Annotated in this window: 16 protein-coding genes and 1 other annotated feature; of the genes, 14 read left to right on the plus strand and 2 right to left on the minus strand. The window is 40.7% G+C overall.

Features of this window, described 5'->3' with window-relative positions:
• Nucleotides 1–5: 5 nt before the first annotated feature.
• Nucleotides 6–764 carry a peroxide stress protein YaaA gene (yaaA, locus tag HMPREF0549_RS07580; RefSeq protein WP_003717692.1) on the plus strand — a complete coding sequence of 253 codons (759 nt, stop codon included), beginning with the start codon at nt 6–8 and terminating at the stop codon, nt 762–764.
• Between the two features lie 88 nt (nt 765–852).
• On the opposite strand, the gene rpsD is transcribed toward yaaA, so the two are convergent.
• Together rpsD and msrC are read right to left on the minus strand one after the other, a co-directional pair.
• Nucleotides 853–1,458 (minus strand): 30S ribosomal protein S4, encoded by a 606-nt coding sequence (rpsD, locus tag HMPREF0549_RS07585; protein WP_040531641.1) that lies wholly within the window; start codon nt 1,456–1,458, stop codon nt 853–855.
• Nucleotides 1,459–1,652: 194 nt separating this feature from the next.
• The gene (gene msrC, locus HMPREF0549_RS07590; protein WP_003717694.1) at nt 1,653–2,111 is read right to left on the minus strand and encodes a free L-methionine (R)-S-oxide reductase MsrC; all 459 of its coding nucleotides are present in this window, start codon (nt 2,109–2,111) and stop codon (nt 1,653–1,655) included.
• Between the two features lie 131 nt (nt 2,112–2,242).
• Here msrC and ezrA point away from each other — a divergent pair, with 131 nt between their 5' ends.
• From ezrA to mreC, 13 genes are all read left to right on the plus strand, one after another.
• The gene (gene ezrA, locus HMPREF0549_RS07595; protein WP_040531644.1) at nt 2,243–3,937 is read left to right on the plus strand and encodes a septation ring formation regulator EzrA; all 1,695 of its coding nucleotides are present in this window, start codon (nt 2,243–2,245) and stop codon (nt 3,935–3,937) included.
• A 168-nt stretch (nt 3,938–4,105) separates the two neighbouring features.
• Entirely contained in the window at nt 4,106–5,254 is a 1,149-nt protein-coding gene (locus tag HMPREF0549_RS07600) for a cysteine desulfurase family protein (protein WP_003717697.1), read from the plus strand.
• A gap of 15 nt (nt 5,255–5,269) precedes the next feature.
• On the plus strand, nt 5,270–6,490 hold the full coding sequence (gene thiI, locus HMPREF0549_RS07605; RefSeq protein WP_040531647.1) for a tRNA uracil 4-sulfurtransferase ThiI: 1,221 nt from the start codon (nt 5,270–5,272) through the stop codon (nt 6,488–6,490).
• 49 nt (nt 6,491–6,539) lie between these two features.
• Nucleotides 6,540–6,756, plus strand: a binding site (T-box leader).
• Between the two features lie 67 nt (nt 6,757–6,823).
• On the plus strand, nt 6,824–9,481 hold the full coding sequence (locus tag HMPREF0549_RS07610; RefSeq protein ID WP_003717699.1) for a valine--tRNA ligase: 2,658 nt from the start codon (nt 6,824–6,826) through the stop codon (nt 9,479–9,481).
• 345 nt (nt 9,482–9,826) lie between these two features.
• Nucleotides 9,827–11,242 (plus strand): cytochrome ubiquinol oxidase subunit I, encoded by a 1,416-nt coding sequence (locus HMPREF0549_RS07615; RefSeq protein ID WP_040531652.1) that lies wholly within the window; start codon nt 9,827–9,829, stop codon nt 11,240–11,242.
• Nucleotides 11,243–12,259: a cytochrome d ubiquinol oxidase subunit II gene (gene cydB / locus HMPREF0549_RS07620; protein ID WP_003717701.1), complete on the plus strand. Its 1,017-nt coding sequence runs from the start codon at nt 11,243–11,245 to the stop codon at nt 12,257–12,259. It begins immediately after the preceding gene.
• Nucleotides 12,260–12,264: 5 nt separating this feature from the next.
• The gene (gene cydD / locus HMPREF0549_RS07625; RefSeq protein ID WP_003717702.1) at nt 12,265–13,983 is read left to right on the plus strand and encodes a thiol reductant ABC exporter subunit CydD; all 1,719 of its coding nucleotides are present in this window, start codon (nt 12,265–12,267) and stop codon (nt 13,981–13,983) included.
• Nucleotides 13,983–15,722, plus strand: coding sequence for a thiol reductant ABC exporter subunit CydC (gene cydC, locus HMPREF0549_RS07630; protein ID WP_003717703.1), 1,740 nt, complete (start codon nt 13,983–13,985; stop codon nt 15,720–15,722). The genes cydD and cydC overlap by 1 nt, the downstream gene beginning before the upstream one ends.
• 62 nt (nt 15,723–15,784) lie before the next feature.
• The gene (locus tag HMPREF0549_RS07635; protein WP_003717704.1) at nt 15,785–17,002 is read left to right on the plus strand and encodes an NAD(P)/FAD-dependent oxidoreductase; all 1,218 of its coding nucleotides are present in this window, start codon (nt 15,785–15,787) and stop codon (nt 17,000–17,002) included.
• 171 nt (nt 17,003–17,173) lie between these two features.
• Nucleotides 17,174–18,484 carry a bifunctional folylpolyglutamate synthase/dihydrofolate synthase gene (locus HMPREF0549_RS07640; protein WP_040531655.1) on the plus strand — a complete coding sequence of 437 codons (1,311 nt, stop codon included), beginning with the start codon at nt 17,174–17,176 and terminating at the stop codon, nt 18,482–18,484.
• Between the two features lie 64 nt (nt 18,485–18,548).
• Entirely contained in the window at nt 18,549–19,187 is a 639-nt protein-coding gene (locus HMPREF0549_RS07645; protein ID WP_003717706.1) for a JAB domain-containing protein, read from the plus strand.
• A 142-nt stretch (nt 19,188–19,329) separates the two neighbouring features.
• The gene (locus HMPREF0549_RS07650) at nt 19,330–20,334 is read left to right on the plus strand and encodes a rod shape-determining protein (protein ID WP_040531657.1); all 1,005 of its coding nucleotides are present in this window, start codon (nt 19,330–19,332) and stop codon (nt 20,332–20,334) included.
• 87 nt (nt 20,335–20,421) lie between these two features.
• The gene (gene mreC / locus HMPREF0549_RS07655) at nt 20,422–21,270 is read left to right on the plus strand and encodes a rod shape-determining protein MreC (RefSeq protein WP_003717708.1); all 849 of its coding nucleotides are present in this window, start codon (nt 20,422–20,424) and stop codon (nt 21,268–21,270) included.
• Nucleotides 21,271–21,281: the final 11 nt, after the last annotated feature.

Here is a 21,281-nt window from a genome sequence, read left to right on the forward strand (position 1 = left end):
AGACAATGAAAATTATTATTTCACCAGCACGAAAAATGAAGAGCGATCCCGATTCTTTACCGTATGATGCTCTCCCTCAATATTTGGAGCAGAGCCAAGAAATACTGAAGTGGTTAAACACATTAACATTTAAACAATTGCACCAGCTATGGTGGAATTGTAGTGAGCGACTTGCGCAGACTAACTATAGACGCGTTAAAGGAATGAACCTTACTGATAATCTCACGCCAGCAGTCTTGGCCTTCCAAGGACTTCAGTATCAGTACATTGGCGCTGGGGTAATGACTGAGCATCAATTAAGGTATCTTCAGGAACATTTGCGAATTTTATCAGGGCTTTACGGAATCCTTAAACCATTTGATGGGATCTCTCAATATCGCTTGGGGATGGGTGATCGAGCAACGGTTAATCATACTAAAAATTTATATGAGTTTTGGGGTGACCGCTTGTATCAGGAGCTGTTTCGGGATAATCAATTAGTGATTAATCTCGCTTCAAATGAATATTCAAAGGCAATTAAACCATTCTTGCGGCCACAGGATCGAATGATTACTTGTATCTTTGGCGAAGAAATTAACGGTAAGATTAAGCAAAAGGCGACCCTAGCAAAAATGGCTCGGGGGAATATGGTTCGTTTTTTAACAGAAATTAACGCAGCCAAATCAAGTGATTTAAAAGGCTTTTCCGTTGGTGGATATCAATTTCGAGCAGACCTTTCTACAACGGAAAAGTATTATTTTGAGCTTCAGAAACATAAGGGCTAGGAAAATTTTATTTTTCCTGGTCTTTTTAATTTAAACGAAAAAAGAGCCGGAAAATCCGACTCTTTTAACAACGTAGCAACCTTAAAGATTACTTGTTGTAGAATTCAACGATAAGTGATTCGTCGATATCAGCATCCATGTCTTCACGGGCAGGGATACGGTTTAACTTACCTTCAAGCTTGTCAGCATCGAAGTCAACGTATGATGGACGAGAAACAACTGCGTCAACAGCGTTCTTGATTACATCAAGGTTCTTTGACTTATCACGAACAGCGATAACTTGACCAACGCTAACTTCGTATGAAGGAATGTCAACGCGCTTACCATCAACGGTAATGTGGCCATGGTTAACCAATTGACGAGCTTGACGACGAGTAGTAGCCAAACCAAGACGGTAAACCATGTTGTCAAGACGACGTTCAAGTAAGGCCATGAAGTTAGCACCGTGAGTACCTTCCTTGATCTTACCGGCACGTACGAAAAGATTTGAGAATTGACGTTCAGTCATTCCGTACATGAAACGAAGCTTTTGCTTTTCCCGAAGTTGAGTACCGTATTCAGAAAGCTTACCGTGACGATCACGACCATGATCACCAGGAGCGTAAGCCCGACGAGCTAATTCCTTACCAGTACCTGAAAGTGAAACACCTAAGCGGCGTGAAAGACGCCAGCTAGGACCTGTATAACGTGACATAAATAAAATCCTCCAATATTTTTGTTGGAGTAAAATAATCCGATGTGAGATTGACATTCGTGCAGGCTGATCTGAATTGTTCACCCTTGCAGCTAGGTTACTAAAAACACCTTACGGCACCAGTCTGTTGACGAGCTTGCCCCTCACTGCTGCATTATTTTACACAAAGAATAATATACAACAATTATTCCTTACTAGTCAATAGTTGCCATGAGCCGATTAGCAAATTCTTCCATTTCGTTAGCAAATGATTGATTAAATCGCTTTAAGATTGGCGCGTCCAAATCAAGGACACCATAAAGTGAGCCGTTCTGTCTTAACATTGGGACAACAAGTTCTGACTTGGCAGCACTATCACAGGCAATGTATGAAGAAAACTTAGAAACATCGTCTACAATTTGTGTCTTTTTAGTTGAGGCGGCAACCCCGCATACTCCCTTGCCGAGCTCAATGTGCATGCAGGCAACCTTACCTTGAAATGGTCCAAGATCAAGCTGGTCATTTTTAGAGTTATAAAGATAAAAGCCAGCCCAATTTAGGTTATCTATACTTTCATTAATTAATGCGCTTGCGTTTGCTAAGTTAGCGATTGCTGAATGTTCGTTGGTTAATAACGCGGAAAGTTGTTCATTTAACAGGGATAATTCTGTCATAATCGTTCCTTCTTCCTTCTAATGTTAAATTGGTTCCAGTAATAGCAGACCATTATGGTATAATTTTCATAGAATTTTAGAGCCGATGGATATAATTTGTCAATGATGGCTTAAAGATGTAGGTGGATAAATTGGTTTTTCAAATAATAATTGGGATTTTAATTGTTCTTGCAATTATCTTGGCGGCATTATATTACTACCAAAAGCGGCTAATCCGTCAGTATGAGCAAATTGATGCACAAGTTAAGCAGTTACAGGAAATGAAAATTGAACAACATTTTGAAAAAGTTGAGCAATTGAAGGTAACTGGCGATTCCCAGGAACAATTAGAGAAACTTGAAAAGAACTATCAAGACGAGGTCGTTTCTCAAGAAAAGAAGCTAGCGGGCGAGTTAGAGACAATTAAGTCACTAATCCACACAAGCAAAGTTTTCTCTCTTGCTAAACGGTTAAGTGATTTAGAATTAGCGGTTCACCAGGTGAATGACCAGTGCTTGCAGATAAAATCTTCACTTCATCATATAAAAGAGCTGCACCAAGCTCATAAGCGGGCAATCGATCAAATTAAGCAACGTTATCGTCATTTCCATCACGTTCTTGATGAAAAGAGCTTTGAATATGGTGATAGTATCAAACTGCTTAATGATCAACTTGAAGATCTTGAACATGAATACGATAAGTTTTCCCAGTTGAGTCAGACGGGAGATTTTGATGCTGCCCAACAGATATTGACTGATTTAAAGCAGAATAATAAAAAATTGGCAGACTTGATTGAGCAAGTCCCTAAGCTTTATAAACCATTGATTGCTGAATTTCCTACCCAGTTAAATGAATTAGCAAGTGGCTATGAGCAGCTCACTAAGCAAAATTATCGCTTTACAACGGATAACATTCCTGAAAAAGTTAATCAGCTTCGGCAGTTATGCCAAGAGGATCTCAAGCAGATTAATACCCTTCAGCTTGATGGGGTTGAGGATTCAATTAAGGACATTGCTGATCAGATTGATGATTTGTATGCAACAATGCAAAGTGAGATTGATGCTCGTCCACAAGTTGAACATCTGATGGGAGTTTTAGGAAAGTTTATTAACCATGCTTCAACTCAAAATAATGAGTTAAGTAATGAACTTGAGCGGCTAAGCATTAATTACACATTGAATAACCACGAAATTGAAACCGCTCGTTCGTTAAATGAACAAATTATTAACATTGAAAAGGAATATAAGGACGACCAGGCCGCAATCAAAGACCATACTGCTATTTATAGTCAAGTCCTTGCACGGCAAAATAAGAATGAGCGTTCCTTAACGGAGATTGAAAAGCAACAGGCAAAGATTAACGATGAGGTTGCCAAGCTACAAGGTGATCAGCAACGGGCTGAACAAATGCTGCAAAAGTATTCAACAAAGCTGAGGACGACACGGCGGCAAGTTGAGCAACTAAACTTGCCTGGATTACCAAAGGATTATTTAGATTACTTCTTTGGGGTTAGCGATGAAATCAAGCGGTTGGCCGATGAACTACAAAAATATAAGGTTAATATGGATGAAGTTACTAAGCAGCTAATAATTGTTGAATCAGACTTAGAAACTCTTGACGAAAAGACAAATGATATTCGTGATAGCGTTGAGTTAACTGAGCGGCTTCAGCAATATGCTAATCGCTTTAGTGATGAATCAAAAGTCGCTGCTGCAGCGGCAAAGTCTCAAGAAGAGTTTAATAAGTTTAATTACACGACAAGCTTAGAAACAATCGCAACGGCTCTGGAAGAGGCTGAACCTGGTAGTTATAAGCGGATTGAAGATAGCTACTATAATGAAAAGTAGCAAAAATTAAGAGGGTAAGAAAAAGCAGATGTTTTTTCTCACCCTCTTAATTATTATCTGCTATAATAAAAAACTGGTTTATTGGCGTCGCAACCAAAACATCTATCCAATTTTTAGCGCATTAATAATATTTATAATCAAGCTTTGTTTGATGAAAGGAAAATAAGCATGATCTATTTTGATAATAGTGCGACAACTCAGGTAGCACCTGAAGTTCTCCAGACCTATAATACGGTTAGTCAAAAAATTTGGGGTAACCCAAGCAGCCTTCACAATTTTGGTGAAGAAGCGTGGAACCTGCTGGAACAAGCACGACAACAAATTGCTAACTTATTTCACGTTAATCCAGGCGAAATCATCTTTACCAGTGGCGGCTCTGAAGGTGACAACTGGGTAGTTAAAGGAACTGCGATGGCAAAACAACGCTTTGGTAAGCACATCATTACGACCTCAGTTGAGCATGCCGCTGTTCGTAACCCAACTGAACAGTTAAAGGAACTGGGCTTTGATGTGACTTACCTTCCCGTTGATAAGGAAGGGCGGATTAATCCAGCAGATTTAAAAGCAGCTATTCGTCCAGACACGATCTTGGTTTCAATTATGGCAGTGAACAACGAGATTGGAACAATCCAACCAATTAAAGAAGTTGGTGAAATATTAAAGGATTATCCGAATATTCATTTCCATGTTGATGCTGTTCAAGCAATTGGCAAGGGGATTGATGATGCTGTTTTTAGTGATCGGGTTGACTTCGCTACGTTCTCTGGGCACAAGTTCCATGCTCCTCGGGGAACCGGCTTTGTTTATGTTAAGGCTGGCCGAAAGTTAGCACCGCTAGTAGCTGGTGGTGGTCAGGAACGTGGATTGCGGAGTGGTACTGAGAATACTCCTGGTGACGTTGCAATGGCCCGGGCAATTCGGTTAGTTAAAGAGGGCGAGGCTGATGCTGTCAAGCGTGAACAAGCCATTAAGGAACGAATTTATGATCACATTAAGCAGTTTGACCACGTTAAGATCTTTTCTGGACGTGATCAGGGATTTGCTCCACACATCCTTTGCTTTGCAATTGTTGGTGTTCGTGGTGAAACAATCGTTCATGCGTTTGAAGATCAAGGAATTTACATCTCTACGACTAGTGCTTGTTCATCAAAGAAGCATGCTGAAGCAGGAACCTTGGCCGCAATGAAAGTTCCAGAAAACGAAGCAACGAGTGCAGTCCGGATTAGTTTAGGCGATCAGAATACGCTGGAAGAAGCAGATCAGTTTAATAAGACCTTTGATAAGCTCTATGCAGGATTTAAGAAAATTATTGAATAGGAGGGAGCGATACTAGTGGATTATACTGAGATTATGGTTCGGTATGGTGAATTATCAACCAAGGGCCATAACAAGAAAAACTTCATTGACCGCCTTGGTACTAATGTCCGGAAGGCGCTTCATCGCTTTGAACAGGTTAAGGTTCATACCCAGCGTGATCGCCTTCACGTTGAATTAAACGGGGCAAATTACAACCAGGTCATGGAACGGTTGCAGGACGTCTTCGGAATTCAAAATTTTTCACCATCGATCAGGGTTGAGAAGAGCTTTGAGGCAACTGCCAAGGCTGCTGAACAGATGATCCGTGAGCAGGTTAAGTCCCCAATTACATTTAAGATTAATACCCGCCGTTCTGATCATAAATTTCCAATTGATACGTTTGAAATGAATGATCAGCTGGGTGGCTACCTCTTGAAGAAGTTTCCAGATCTTTTGAAGGTTGACGTTCACCATCCTGACTTAACGCTCCGGGTGGAAATTCGCTTGAACGGGATCTTCCTTTCAAGTGAAACTATTAAGGGTGCTGGTGGTCTTCCCGTTGGAACCGCTGGTAAAGGAATGATGATGCTTTCGGGTGGAATTGACTCGCCAGTTGCTGCCTATCTAGGAATGAAGCGAGGCGTTTCCATGGAAATGGTTCACTTCTTCAGTCCGCCATATACCAGTCCCCAAGCCCTTGCCAAGGCAAAGCAATTGACGGAAAAACTTGCTAGGTATAGCGGGAGTATTAAGTTCATCCAGGTGCCGTTCGCTGAGATCCAAGAAACCGTCAAGGAGAAGGTTCCTGAAGGCTACTTAATGACCGTACAGCGACGGATGATGTTACGATTAGCTGCTGCACTAACGATGAAACGTCATGGCCTAGCAATCTTTAATGGTGAATCTTTAGGACAAGTGGCATCGCAAACGATGGAAAGTATGCTGGTAATTAATGACGTTACTAGTCTTCCGGTATTGCGGCCGGTTCTTTCTTATGATAAGACCGAAATTATTGATGTCGCGAAGAAGATTGACACTTATGATCTTTCGATTTTGCCATATGAAGATTGCTGTACTGTCTTTACACCGCCTTCGCCAAAGACTAAACCTGATCTTGAAAAGACACGAAAATACGAAGAACGTTTGGATATTGACGGCTTAATCAAACGGGCGTTAGACGGGATTGAAATTACTGAGATTCATTCTGGTGAAGATTTCTTAAACCAGAATGAGGACGTTTTTGCAGAACTTCTTTAAACTTCTGCTTGACGATGGTTTTTAAATTGGCTATCATTACAAGCAAATAGTAAATGCGTTGATCAAAAGAGTAGGTAACTATTTTCTTCACAGAAAGGGAATAATTAATGGAATATTCCTAGAAAGTAGTTATTGAAAGTAGTTTGGTAGCACTCTAACTGAAGTAACAGTAGGTTGGAACGGTTCATTTTACCGTTATAAAATGAATGAGTGAGACTATAATTAGATAGTCTAAAATAGGTGGTACCGCGGAACTCGTCCTATATGTTAGGGCGAGTTTTTTATTTTCAGCGTAAAATACTTGCAAATTAACTACTTAGAGGAGGACTCATAATGAGTACTGAGAAAGAAATGTCCACTAAGTACGACCCAACAGCTGTTGAAGCTGGTCGTTATCAATGGTGGATTGATCAAGGTTTATTTAAGCCTAGTGGAGATAAAAAAGCACATCCATATTCAATTGTTATTCCGCCACCGAACGTTACCGGGAAGCTTCACTTAGGTCACGCCTGGGATACAACGTTGCAGGATATGATTATTCGTCAAAAGCGGATGCAGGGATACGATGTCCTTTGGCTTCCAGGAATGGATCATGCTGGGATTGCTACCCAAGCAAAGGTTGAAGCACGGCTACGTAAACAAGGAATTTCACGTTACGATTTAGGTCGAGAAAAATTTGTTCAACAAGTTTGGGACTGGAAAGATGAATATGCTGACATTATTCATAAGCAATGGGCCAAAATGGGGATTTCCGTTGATTATGATCGGGAACGATTCACCCTTGATAAGGGATTGAACAAGGCTGTTCGGAAGGTCTTTGTTGATCTTTACAATAAGGGATTGATTTACCGGGGAACTTACATTATTAACTGGGATCCGCAAGCACGGACCGCATTGTCAGATATTGAAGTAATCCACAAAGACGATAAAGGGGCATTCTATCACGTTAAATACCCATTTACTGATGGAACTAAGTTTAACGGTAAAGATTACATTGAAATTGCTACTACTCGTCCAGAAACAATGTTTGGTGACGAAGCAGTTGCCGTTAACCCGCATGACGAACGGTACAAGGACTTAGTTGGTAAGCATGTTCGCGTTCCATTAGTTGATCGGGAAATTGAAATTATTGCGGATGACTATGTAACCCCTGACTTTGGTACCGGGATGGTAAAGATTACCCCAGCTCACGATCCAAACGACTTTAAGGTTGGTAAGCGTCACAATCTTCCTGAGCTAAATACCATGAATGAAGATGCTTCAATGAACGAGAATGCCGGAAAGTACGAAGGAATGGACCGGTTTGAAGCACGAAAAGCAATGGTTAAGGATCTGGAAGACCAAGGCTACATGCTTAAGATTGATCCAATTGTTCACTCAGTTGGTCACTCAGAACGGACTGGTGTTCAAGTTGAAGCACGGCTTTCGACTCAATGGTTTGTTAAGATGAAGCCATTAGCAGAAGCTGCCCTAAAGAACCAGGAAACTGACGATCGCGTTAACTTTATTCCTGGGCGCTTCGAACATACCTTTACACAATGGATGGAAAACATTCATGACTGGGTTATTTCCCGTCAATTATGGTGGGGACACCGGATTCCAGCTTGGTATAACAAGAAGACCGGTGAAGTTTATGTTGGGATGGAAGCACCTAAAGACGCTGAGAATTGGGAACAAGATAAGGATGTTCTTGACACCTGGTTCTCAAGTGCTCTTTGGCCATTCTCTACAATGGGTTGGCCAGATACTGATTCTGCAGACTTCAAGCGTTACTTCCCAACCAATACTTTGGTAACTGGTTATGATATTATCTTCTTCTGGGTTTCCCGGATGATCTTCCAGTCACTCGAATTTACTGGCAAGGCACCATTTAGAAACGTTCTTCTTCACGGATTGATTCGTGATGAGCAAGGCCGGAAGATGAGTAAGTCCCTTGGTAACGGAATTGATCCAATGGACGTAATCAAAAAATATGGTGTTGATGCCTTACGGTGGTTCCTGATTACCGGTTCAACTCCTGGACAGGATATTCGCTTTAGCTACACTAAAATGGATGCTGCCTGGAACTTCATTAACAAGATTTGGAATGCTAGTCGTTACGTAATTATGAACCTTGGTGATATGCCAGCCCCAGTTCTTCCAGAAAAGAGTAAGTGGGATCTCGCAGATCGCTGGATTTTAAGCCGACTAAATGCTACTGTTAAGCAAGTTAATGCTCAGTTTGAAAAGTTTGAGTTTGGTGAAGCGGGTCGAGCACTTTACAATTTCATTTGGAATGACTTCTGTGACTGGTACATTGAAATGACCAAGGAAAAGCTTAATAATGGGACCGCAGAAGAACAGGCCAACACGAAGAATATTCTTGGCTATGTTTTAGACCAAATTCTGAAATTAATGCACCCAATCATGCCATTTGTTACAGAAAAGCTTTGGCAATCAATGCCTCATGATGGCAAGTCAATTATGGTTGCTAAATACCCAGTTGCTCATGATGAATTTGACGATGATGCCGCAACTGAACAAATGAGTCACTTAATTGAATTAATTACTGCCGTTCGGAATATTCGGAACCAGGCAAATGCGCCAATGTCTAAGCCGGTTGATTTAATCATTAAGGTTGAAAATGATCACCTTGCTGAGACGTTTAAAGCCAATAAGGATTACATTGACCGCTTCTGTCACCCAGAAAAATTAATTATTGGGACCGATGTTGAGACACCTAAGCTTGCCCTATCCGGGATCTTGACCGGAGCAGAAGTTGACATTCCGATGGCGGAATTAGTTGACTTAGATGAAGAACGGGCACGGATGAAGAAAGAGATTGCTAACCTAGAAAAAGAAGTTCAGCGTTCAGCAAAGAAGTTAGGCAACGAAAACTTTGTTAAGAATGCACCAGAAAAGGTTGTTGAAGAAGAACGAACTAAGGGCAAAGAGTGGCAACAAAAACTTGATGCTGCTAAGGATCGTTTAGCTTCACTTCAGGATGCCTAATCATTATTTATGACGTAATACCCCCCCCATAGTTGGACGAAAAAATCTAACTATGGGGTTTTACTATACCTAAATTAGCAATTGAGTAATCAAGTCACTCCTATGGATGCAGGCGAGTAAGCCAGTAACTTAGTTCAAATTAAAATTTTTAATTCTTTATTTTTATGAATTACATATCATTTGATAAGATGAAAAAGACAGCTAAGTCAAGCGATTAGATTTGAAAAAAGATTGAAATAATTTGGAATAAAAATTGTAATTATTTATCAACAGTATTATGATTAAAGGTGAATGAAACACGGTAACGGTTTCACGTTTATTTCTTTTCGGAGGGAGGCCTTTATTATGAGTATTCTTAGTCTTGCGCGATTTCAATTTGCAATGACGACTGTCTACCACTTTTTCTTTGTTCCATTTACTATCGGGACAGCCTTCATTGTTGCAATTATGGAATCAATGTATGTTCATACTAAGAATGAATCATATAAAAAGATGACAAAGTTTTGGGGGAATATTTTCCTGCTGAGCTTTGCTGTTGGTGTTGTTACAGGTATTATTCAAGAATTTCAGTTTGGGATGAACTGGTCTGATTATTCACGGTTCATGGGGGACATCTTTGGTGCTCCATTAGCCTTGGAAGCTTTGCTATCATTCTTTATTGAATCTACATTTATTGGTCTCTGGGTATTTACCTGGGATAAGGTAAAGCCAGGACTCCATGCTTTCTTTATTTGGATGACCAGTTTTGGTTCACTTACCTCTGCTCTTTGGATCCTTACTGCTAACTCATTTATGCAGCACCCGGTTGGTTATGCCATTCGTGGTGGTCGTGCAGTAATGGTCGATTTTGGTGCTCTATTGAAGAACCCTCAATTATGGTTTGAATATGGACACGTTATCTTGAACGCAGTTATGATGGGTGGGGTAATCTTTGCCGGATTAACCGCATTCCAATTGCTAAAGAAGCATGAGATTTCCAATGAAGCACGGACAATTTACAAGAAGACAATGCGTCTTAGCTTGTGGATGTCACTAATTTTTGCAATCTTTGGCTTGGTTCTTGGTGATCTTCAAATGCAATACCTTGTTAAGGAACAGCCAATGAAGTTCGCTGCTACTGAAGATGTTTACACTACGACTGGTGAACATGCTCCATGGACCATTGTCGGAATTGCTAATACGAAGGAACATAAGGTTCAAAATAACATTGATATTCCAGATATGTTAAGTATCTTGTCTTATCACAAGACGACCGGAGCCGTTACCGGGATGAATGAACTGAATGCCCAATACAAGAAGAAGTATGGCAAGAACATTGATTATTATCCACCGGTAAATACGCTATTCTATAGTTTCCGGATTATGTGTGCAATTTCTGCTTGGATTATTCTGGTTTCATTCGTTGGCTTGATTATGAGCCGTAAGAAGTCCGAATATTTGTATGAGCATAAGTGGACGCTATGGATTTTAGCATTAACCACCTTCTTACCATTTATGGGTAATACAGCTGGTTGGTTCGTAACAGAATTTGGCCGTGTTCCGTGGACCGTTTACGGACTCTTTACAATTCAACAAAGTGTTTCGCCAAACGTATCTGCTGCCTCGCTGCTAACTTCTAATATCGTTTACTTCGTATTGTTCACAGCTCTTGCAATTACGTTAATTGGTTTGATCGTTCATGAATTAAAGAAGGATCCGACCCAGGTCATCGAGCCAAAGTTCAAGAAGGTTCTTGATCCATTTGATAAGGAGGCGTTCTAAATGAGTTTTCTCCAATTATTATGGTTTATTTTGATTGGTGTCCTCTTTGCCGGCTTCTTCTTCCTTGATGGATTTGATTACGGTGTTGGAATGGCAACCGTTACGTTAAGCAGTGATGAAGCAGAACGTGATCAAATGGTGCAGACAATTGGACCTGTTTGGGACGGAAATGAAGTTTGGTTAATTACTGCTGGTGGGGCAATGTTTGCCTCTTTCCCATACTGGTACGCAAGTTTATTTAGTGGTTACTACATTATTTTGATGTTAGTTCTAGTTGGCTTGATTATTCGTGGGGTTTCATTTGAATTCCGTGCAAAGTCACCAATGCCACGAAAGCGGATCTGGGATTTGACCCTCGGTATCGGAAGCTTTATGGCACCATTCTTCTTGGGAATTATGTTTATTAGTATGATTCAGGGAATGCCAATTGATGCTAACGGTAACTTCCACGCAACTTTCTTTGATTACATTAACTGGTTCTCCGTTGTTGGTGGGGTTGCTTTAACCCTCTTAACATACCTTCACGGACTTAACTACATTGCATTAAAGACTGCGGGAGATATTCGTCAACGGGCAAACAATGTTGCTCAATTCCTTTACTGGGTTCTTTATGTTGGCTTAGTTGTCTTTGCATTAATGCTAATCTTTATGACCGACTTTATGAAGGTTCACCCAGTTGCAACAATTACAATGTTAGTCGTAATGGTTGTTTTGACCATCATTGCGCAAGCAGCTGCTATTAAGGGCAAGGAATTAACCGCCTTTATTGCTAGCGGATTAACTCTAGTTGCATTAGTTGTCCTTCTGTTTGTCGGCTTATTCCCACGGGTACTAATTAGTTCAATTAGCTCACGGTATGATCTATTGATTCAAAATGCATCGTCAACTCAGTACACATTGACAGTAATGACAATTGCTACATGCTGCTTATTGCCATTTATTCTTGCTTACACGATCTGGGCATACTGGATCTTCCGTAAGCGGATCGCCATGCCAGTTGTTACGGAGGCTAAGTAAGCATTATGATTGATCGATTACTCTTCACGCTTAAGGGGAGCAAACAGATCATGATAAAGCTTGTAGGGGTTTATGTCCTGCAAGCTTTTCTTATCATTGGTCAAGCAATTTCGCTAGCTTCACTATTAACAAATCTTTGGGCCGGTCATTCGCTGGCAAGTGAATGGGGCTGGCTAGTCGGATTTATTAGTTGTTTTATTGGTCGTCATATTATTAATTGGCTGGATACTGTATTGCTTGATAACTACGCCCGGAAAACCGCACAGCATTTACGGCAAGAATTACTAGCTAAGCTATTTAAGCTTGGCCCCCAACTAGTTCAACAACAGGGAACAGGGAATATTGTTACGTTAACTCTAGACGGGATTTCTGAAGTGGAGAACTACATTAATCTTTTGTTTAGTAAGTTTGTCAGCATGATGATTATTCCAGTGATGCTGCTTATTGTTTGTTTTTGGTTGGACTGGATTTCTGGCTTGGTAATGCTTTTGGTGTACCCATTAATAATTCTTTTTATGATTATTCTTGGTTATGCTGCCAAAGCAAAAGCCGATCGTCAATATGCTAACTTCCAAGTCCTGTCGAACCATTTTATTGATTCGCTGCGGGGGATTGATACACTAAAGTATTTTGGCTTAAGCAAACGGTATTCTAAAAGTATTTTTCGCTCAAGTGAACGTTTTCGAAAGTCGACGATGAGCGTTATCCGGGTTGCAATGCTATCTACTTTCGCCCTTGATTTCTTTACTACCCTATCGACTGCTGTTTTGGCAGTTTTCTTGGGCCTGCGATTAATTGAAGGGCACTTATTGCTCTTTCCAGCATTAGGAATCCTGATTTTAGCGCCGGAATACTTCATGCCAATCCGTAATTTTGCCAATGACTACCATGCAACCCTTAACGGCAAAAATTCATTTCATGCAGTTGAAAAAATTCTCCAGGAAGAGATTCCGCCTGAGCCGCATGTTGATATCAAGAAATGGCAAGCAGATAGTAAACTGGAATTAAATAATGTGGAGTTTCAATATGAACACGGGAGTCAATTGGCACCCGTCAACATCAATCTCCATGGTTTCCAGAAAGTAGGAATTGTGGGGATGAGCGGTGCTGGGAAAACCACTTTGATTAATCTCTTAGGCGGGTTTCTCCATCCCACATCTGGGACAATAAAGATTCAGGGACAAACTGTTAAGACTCTAAATATTGAAGATTGGCAAAAACAGATTATTTATATTCCCCAGGATCCATATATTTTTGATGATACTTTGCGGAATAATATTTGTTTCTATACACCGGATGTCAGCCAAGAACAAATTGATAAGGCGATTGAAATGATGGGACTCACATCACTGGTTGCCGAATTACCCGATGGACTTGATACAATGATTGGCAAGGGGCACCGGCAATTAAGCGGTGGTCAGGCACAACGAATTGCTCTTGCCCGTGCCTTCCTGGATCAATCGCGACGAGTTTTGATCTTGGATGAGCCAACTGCTCACTTAGACATTGAAACCGAACTAGAGTTGAAGGAACGGATGATTCCGATCATGAAGGATCACCTTGTCTTGTTTGCTACTCACCGGCTGCACTGGATGCGGCAGATGGATTACATTATTGTGATGCGTCACGGCAAGATTATTGAACAGGGAACCTATGATCAATTAATGGCTAAACCAGGATATTTTACGGACTTGGTATTTGACCGTTCAAAGGGGGAAGATTAATGAATAGAATTCCATTATTGAAAGCCCTCCGTCATGATCGTTGGGTTCGACCATTTCTCAAAAAATATCGCTGGACATTAGTACTGGCTATTTCATTGGGAATTTTAACCTTTGTTTGTGCTGGCGGGCTAATGTTTACCGCGGGTTACCTAATTAGTAGGTGTGCAACGATGCCGTTTAATATTTTGCTCGTGTACGTTCCAATAGTTTTGACGCGGGCATTCGGAATTTTTCGTCCCGTATTTCACTATGCTGAACGATTAACGAGTCATAATTGGGTTTTTAAGATGACATCAATGTTTCGGAAGAGACTCTATGACTCGTTGGAGAAGGATGCAGTATTTTTCAACAGCAAGTACCGAATTGGCGATATTTTAGGGCTGCTTTCTGAGGATGTTGCCCATATTCAAAACCTATATTTGAGAACTATTTTTCCAATGTTGGTTGCTTGTGGGCTGTACCTTATTATAGTGATTGCTCTGGGGGCTTTGACACCATGGATGGGATTGTTAATGTTAATCCTATTTGGGTTAATTATTTTTGGCATCCCAGTTTGGTCGATCTTAGTTAATGGAGCACGTCAAGAACAAGAAAAGGAAGCAACAAACCGGCTTTATTCTGACTTAACTGATAATGTGATGGGAATTACAGATTGGGTGCTTTCAGGAAACTCTAGTAAGTACCTTCAGCGACATGATAGTGATGAGAAGAAGCTGCTAAGTTCGCAACGAAAGATGCACCGGTTCAATAATTTCCGTGACTTTGTTCTCCAAATGCTGATTCTCTTGGTTATCATTTCATTAGTAGTCTGGGGTTCCTATCATTTTGGCGGTCATTGGGGTGCTAACTGGATTGCCGCATTTGTTCTCTGTGTTTTTCCGCTAGATGAAGCATTAGCTGGATTGCCGGTTGCTGCTCAGCAAACAAACGTTTATACGGATTCGTTAGACCGCTTGAATAGTCTTCCAGAACCTAGTAAGGAACAGCAAGCCACTCCTCAAATTGAAGCACCATACCAAATTGATATTGATAATGTCAGCTTTCAGTATTCGTCAGACACCGAGCATATTCTGCAACACTTGAACTTGCAAATTAAGCCGGGAGAGAAGTTAGCAATCCTTGGACGGAGCGGAACCGGAAAAAGTACGTTAGCTAGTCTAATTCGTGGTGATCTGCAACCTACTGAAGGTCAGATCACGATTAATGGTGAGCTAACAGATAAATTTGGTGATCAAATTGCTAACTATATTGGCGTCGTCCACCAGTCGCCATACTTATTTAACACGACCGTTTTGAATAATATTCGTTTAGGAAATGAGGATGCAACAGAAGAAGACGTTTGGAGTGTCCTGAAACGAGTTGGGCTGGAAGAGAAGATTCGTCAATTGCCGGATGGTCTTAATACGAAAATCGGTGAGGCAGGACTAATCTTTTCTGGTGGTGAACGACATCGCCTTTCTTTAGCGCGGATCCTGTTAAAGAATGTTCCGATTGTTATTTTAGATGAGCCAACGGTCGGTCTTGACCCGCTAACTGAACAACGAGTTATTGATACTTTTATGAATGAATTGGCTGGAAAGACGCTTATTTGGATTACCCACCATTTACAAGGAATTGATGCAATGAATCGTGTGATTTTCCTTGAAAATGGTAAAATAACAATGAGTGGGACACCACAAGAGTTATGGGAGAATAACCCTCATTACCGAAAACTCAAAAAAGCAGATCAAGGTCTGTAAAAAAGAAGCATAATTGACAAAGAATGTTTTATACTATTACTTAAATAGGGGATGAATTATTTATGAAGAAGATTGTTGTACTAGGTGCGGGATACGCTGGCCTAAAAACTGTTGTCCTCCTTCAAAAGAAGCTGAAGGGTGAGGGACGAATTGTCTTAGTTGACCGGAATACTTATCACTACGAAGCAACTGACCTTCATGAAGTGGCTGCAGGAAACCTACCACCTGCAAAGATTTCATACCAGGTTAGTGACTTGATTAATTCTAAGGTAACAACCTTTATTCAGGATGAAGTTGTTAAGGTTAACCCTGATGATAAAACGGTTGAATTAGCACATCGTGAACAACCATTAGATTATGACTACTGTGTTGTTAGTCTTGGATTTACTTCTGAAACGTTCGGAATCGAAGGCGCTAAGGAAAACGCACTTCAAATGACAAACGTAAAGGAAGCACTTGAAATTCACAGTCACATTATTGACAAGATGAAGGATTACAAGATTACCAAGAATCCTGATGACTTGAAGATTATCGTTTGTGGTGCCGGATTTACTGGAATTGAATTAGCAGGTGCATTAGTTGATGCTCGTCCACGCTATGCCCAAATTGCAGGGGTAAAGCCTGAAGATATTCAAATTTCATTGATTGAAGCCTCAGAACGTCTTTTACCAATGTTTAATCAGGATCTTGCTAACTATGGTGTTAACTTGGTAAAGAAGCTTGGGGTTCACCTTTACACAAGTTGCTTGATTTCACGGATTAAGCCAAGTACCGTAATTTATCAACATGGTCGTGGTAATGGTGATGAATCAATGACTGCTGGTACCATTATTTGGACAACCGGTGTTAGTGGTAGCCCAGTAATGGCTGAATCTGGATTTAACGAACGTCGTGGCCGGGTTGTTGTCACTGATCACTTAAATGATCCAGATCATGATGACCTATACATTATTGGAGATGTGGCAGCGGTTATGGCACCAGGTTCTCCTCGTCCATACCCAACTACAGCTCAATTGGCACTTTCAATGGCTGATTATGTTGCCGATGACATTACCGATCGTGTAAGAAAGGGCGAACGATTGAGTGAACCTTATGCATACAAGTCACTTGGTACTGTTGCCTCAGTTGGTAACACACGAGCTTTCGGTGTTGCAATGGGACACGAAGTTAAGGGATATGTTGGTTCATTCATGAAGAAAATGATTGCTAACCGTTCACTCCTAGAAGTTGGTGGATTGAAGGAACTCTTTGCTAAGGGACGCTTTGATTTATATCACTAGAATATGATAAAGGTCGAGAAAAGCATTTTGTTTTTCTCGACCTTTATTTTTGTATATTGCATTGTAATAAATTAACGTTATAAGAATAAAGTCCATTTGCCGATTAAATTATGTTAAGATGTGATATTAAGTTGCTAAGGGATTTAAGTTAATTGAGTGGAAGGGATAGAAATGATTGAATCATATGCTGAAGCGCTGAACTTTATTCATGGACGGACAAAATTCAAAAAGATTCCAACGTTAGACCGGATGAGACTTTTCCTTGACAGGTTAGGAAACCCGCAAAAAGGCTTGAAGTATGTCCATATTACGGGAACAAACGGCAAGGGTTCAACTGTTGCAATGTTAAGGTCAATGTTAATGAAGGCAGGGCTAAATGTGGGGAGTTTTACTTCACCGTTTATTACCCGCTTTAACGAACGAATAGCATTGAATGCTGAGCCGATTAGCGATGAAGATTTGACAAGGTTAGCCCGCAAAGTAGAACCGGTTGTTCAGCAGTTAGATCAGGAATTACCAACCGGTGGACCAACTGAATTTGAAATTGATACTGCAATTATGTTCTGCTATTTTGCAGAAAAACAACCAGATTTAGTCCTTCTTGAGGTTGGCATTGGTGGGCTATATGATTCAACAAACGTAATTACGCCACTAGTTAGCGTGATTACCACCGTGAGTTGGGATCACATGAAATATCTTGGTGATACTTTAGCTAAAATTGCTCACCAAAAAGCAGGAATCATTAAGAAGGGTGTTCCCGTAGTTATCGGCCAGCTTCCCTCATCAGCGCGTCAAGTAATTATGAGAGAAGCAAATGAAAAGAGCGCCAAGGTTTATGAATTAGGCAAAGACTTTTCGGCACAGAAGATTAACCGAAATGCCATTAAAGCAGAGATCGTATATGATGGTGATCAATTGCACCATTTTCGGAGTAATCTCGGGTTGGCCGGTGACTATCAGGTTGAGAATGCTGCAATTGCGATTACAACAGTACAAATAGTGTTAACCAAACTAGGGATCCCGGTAATCACTGGCGATTTGAAAAAGGGGTTAGAGATGACTCGGTGGCCCGGCCGAATGGAAACGATAATTAGTGAGCCGTTAGTATTATTAGATGGGGCACATAATCTTCCCGGAATGCAGGCGTTAGTTAAAACCATTCGCGATGATTTTAGTGATCGTGAAGTGTACGTCCTTGTTGCCATTTTGGCTGATAAACAATATGAATTAATGCTTGGTGAATTGGCTAGTTTGGGGAATGTCCACTTAATGGTTACTAATTTTGCAGGCCCTGGACCTAAGCGACCAAGTGCTGATTTGGCGACTACGATTGGTGAATTTAAGACAAAGTACCCAATTCAAGTTGCGGAAAATTGGCAAACTGGATTCGTCAAGCTATCTCAAGAATTGGCAGCTGATGATGTAATGATTATCACTGGTTCACTTTATTTTGTTTCTGAAGTTAGAAAAAATTTAAAATAAAATAATGCAAAACTTCTTTTATTCCGTTATGTATATATAGAACGGGAAAAAGGAGTTTTTATTTATGTTTACACCAGAATCAACACAATACTTGCAGCTTGTTGGCAGAATTTTAATTGATGGCAGTGAAGAAGCAAATGTACTATTTCGCCAGTTTATCGGCCAATACCCAACACCAATTTCGATCAAAAATATGACAAATGCTGAGAAAGAAAGGCTACTTGAAGAAGATGAACGAATGGAAGTTCTTCTTGCAGCAATTGAACTCGGGACAATGGTAGTCCGGAGCCAGGCACCATTGCTTGGTCACGCTTATTCCAGTCAATTATTAAGCACTGAGATGATGGACCGGTTAAGCGGGGAAAATCAAGAAAGCCTCTATTTAGTTGGCACGGATGTCCATAACGATATTATTGATATTAAAAAAATGTTTGTCGGCGGGTTAAGTGAATGTAGCGTCTATCCTGATCGCGTTTTTCGGCGGGCATTGCTTCAATCGGCTAATGGGATTGCGGTTGTCCATAATCACCCCTCTGGAAATGTTGAACCGTCCTCAGCCGATATTGCGATGATTAAACGGTTAGAAAAGGGAAGTCGGATCTTAGGGATAACGTTCCTTGATTTTCTCATTGTCGGTCGGAATAGTTATTATAGTTGGCGTGAAAATCAGGCATTTCACAAAAATGAGGAAGAAAAAAGTTAAAGAAAACGTTAATTTATCAAAGAATAAGCCTTTTATGGCAATTTATTGTGTATATTAAGGTTCGTATATGGCTTTTTGCTATGGTATAATATGCTCGATATTAGATTAAAAATAATTTACTAAAATGAAGGGAAGAAGCAGATTGCTAGGAATCGGAACCAAAAATATTGGCATCGACCTCGGAACAGCAAACACAATTGTGTATGTTGAAGGCAAAGGAATCGTATTACGTGAACCATCAGTTGTTGCTCGTAATACCAAGACCAATGAAGTTATCTCTGTAGGTAAAGATGCTCGAGACATGATCGGTCGAACCCCAGGTAGTATTACAGCCATTCGTCCAATGAAGGATGGGGTTATTGCTGATTATGATACGACTGTTGCCATGATGAAGTATTACATTGAAAAGGCCCTTGGTAATTCTAACGGTAAGCCATACGTGATGGTATGTGTTCCAAGCGGAATTACTGAAGTTGAAAAGCGGGCTGTGATTGATGCTACTCGTGTTGCAGGAGCACGTGACGCTTACGTTATTGAAGAACCATTTGCCGCTGCTATTGGTGCTGGTCTTCCAGTTATGGATCCAACAGGAAGCATGGTTGTTGATATTGGTGGTGGAACTACCGATGTTGCTACTATTTCATTAGGTGGTATTGTTTCTAGTCGTTCAATCCGGATGGCTGGGGATGAAATGAATGATGCAATTGCCCAATATGTTCGTCAAAACATGAACTTACTGATTGGTGAACGAACTGCCGAAAAGATTAAGTGGGATATTGGTTCTGCTTCTACAGATGCTGCTGCTGAAATGGGTTCAACAGAAGTTCGGGGACGGGATCTTGTTACCGGATTACCAAAGACAATGGAAGTTTCTGCAAAAGACGTTTCCGTTGCACTGCAAGATGTTGTTGCCTCAATTATTGATGCAATTAAGGGGACACTGGAAGAAACATCTCCAGAAATTGCTGCTGATGTTATTGATCACGGAATCGTCCTCACCGGTGGTGGTGCGTTATTAAAGCACTTGCCTGACGTAATTGCCGATGCTACTAAGGTTCCTGTATTTATTGCAAACGATCCGCTTGACTGTGTTGCAACTGGTACGGGTGAATCATTAAAGAGTATCGATGTAATGAAGAAGAAGTAATAAGTAACGGGATGGGGCTGGTCGCAAAACGATTTGTTTTGTCCAGTCCTTTCTTATTACCTAGTAAAGAAATGCTGGAGGAATAAAATGCGCAAGTTTTTTTCCAATCGACGGCTTGTTATTCTTGTGCTAATTTTAATTGCGTGTTTCGGTTTAATGGCCGGCTCTGTTTCAATGCGCAATCGGCGGAATACGCCCCCATTAATCCAACAATTTGGTAATGATATTGTTGGCTTTGTGGATGGAATCGTTGCTATTCCGGTAAATGCTGTTCAGGGCGGTTTTAGTTCCGTAGGGCAATTGATGAATACATATTCTGAAAACCGGGAATTGAAGCAGCAGGTAACTGAATTAGCACAAACGAAGGTCCGTGATCAGACCTTAGCAAAGGAAAATAAAGAACTGAAGCAAGAGTTAAAGCTTAATAAATCCTTGACTGATTACAATACAATTACGGCTTCTGTAATGATGAGAACACCATCATCATGGCAGAAACAATTGGTAATCAATAAGGGACAATCTAATGGAATCAAGAAAAACATGCCAGTAATGAGTGGTAGTGGTTTGATTGGTCGAATTAGTGAGGTTAACAAGACTAATAGTAAGGTTGAACTATTAAGCAATACTAGTGAATCCGCTAATCGTTTTGCCGTAACGATTGATGGAACTAATGGTCGAACAGTTAACGGAATTATTACCGGTTATGACGCTTCAACTGATGAACTAATTATGGGCCAAGTTAGTTCTAAGGCTAAGTTAAAGAAGGGTACTAAGGTAATGACAAGTGGTATGGGTGGGGTAACACCGAAGGGCCTTTACGTTGGCCGTGTAACCCGTGTAGGGAAAGATGACTATGGATTAGCCCAAAAGGTATATATCAAGCCCGCTGCTGACATGAATGACGTTAATATTGTGACCGTTGCCGAACCGGCTTAATCGAGGTGGTT

Source organism: Limosilactobacillus vaginalis DSM 5837 = ATCC 49540 (assembly GCF_000159435.1).
Classification (GTDB): domain Bacteria; phylum Bacillota; class Bacilli; order Lactobacillales; family Lactobacillaceae; genus Limosilactobacillus; species Limosilactobacillus vaginalis.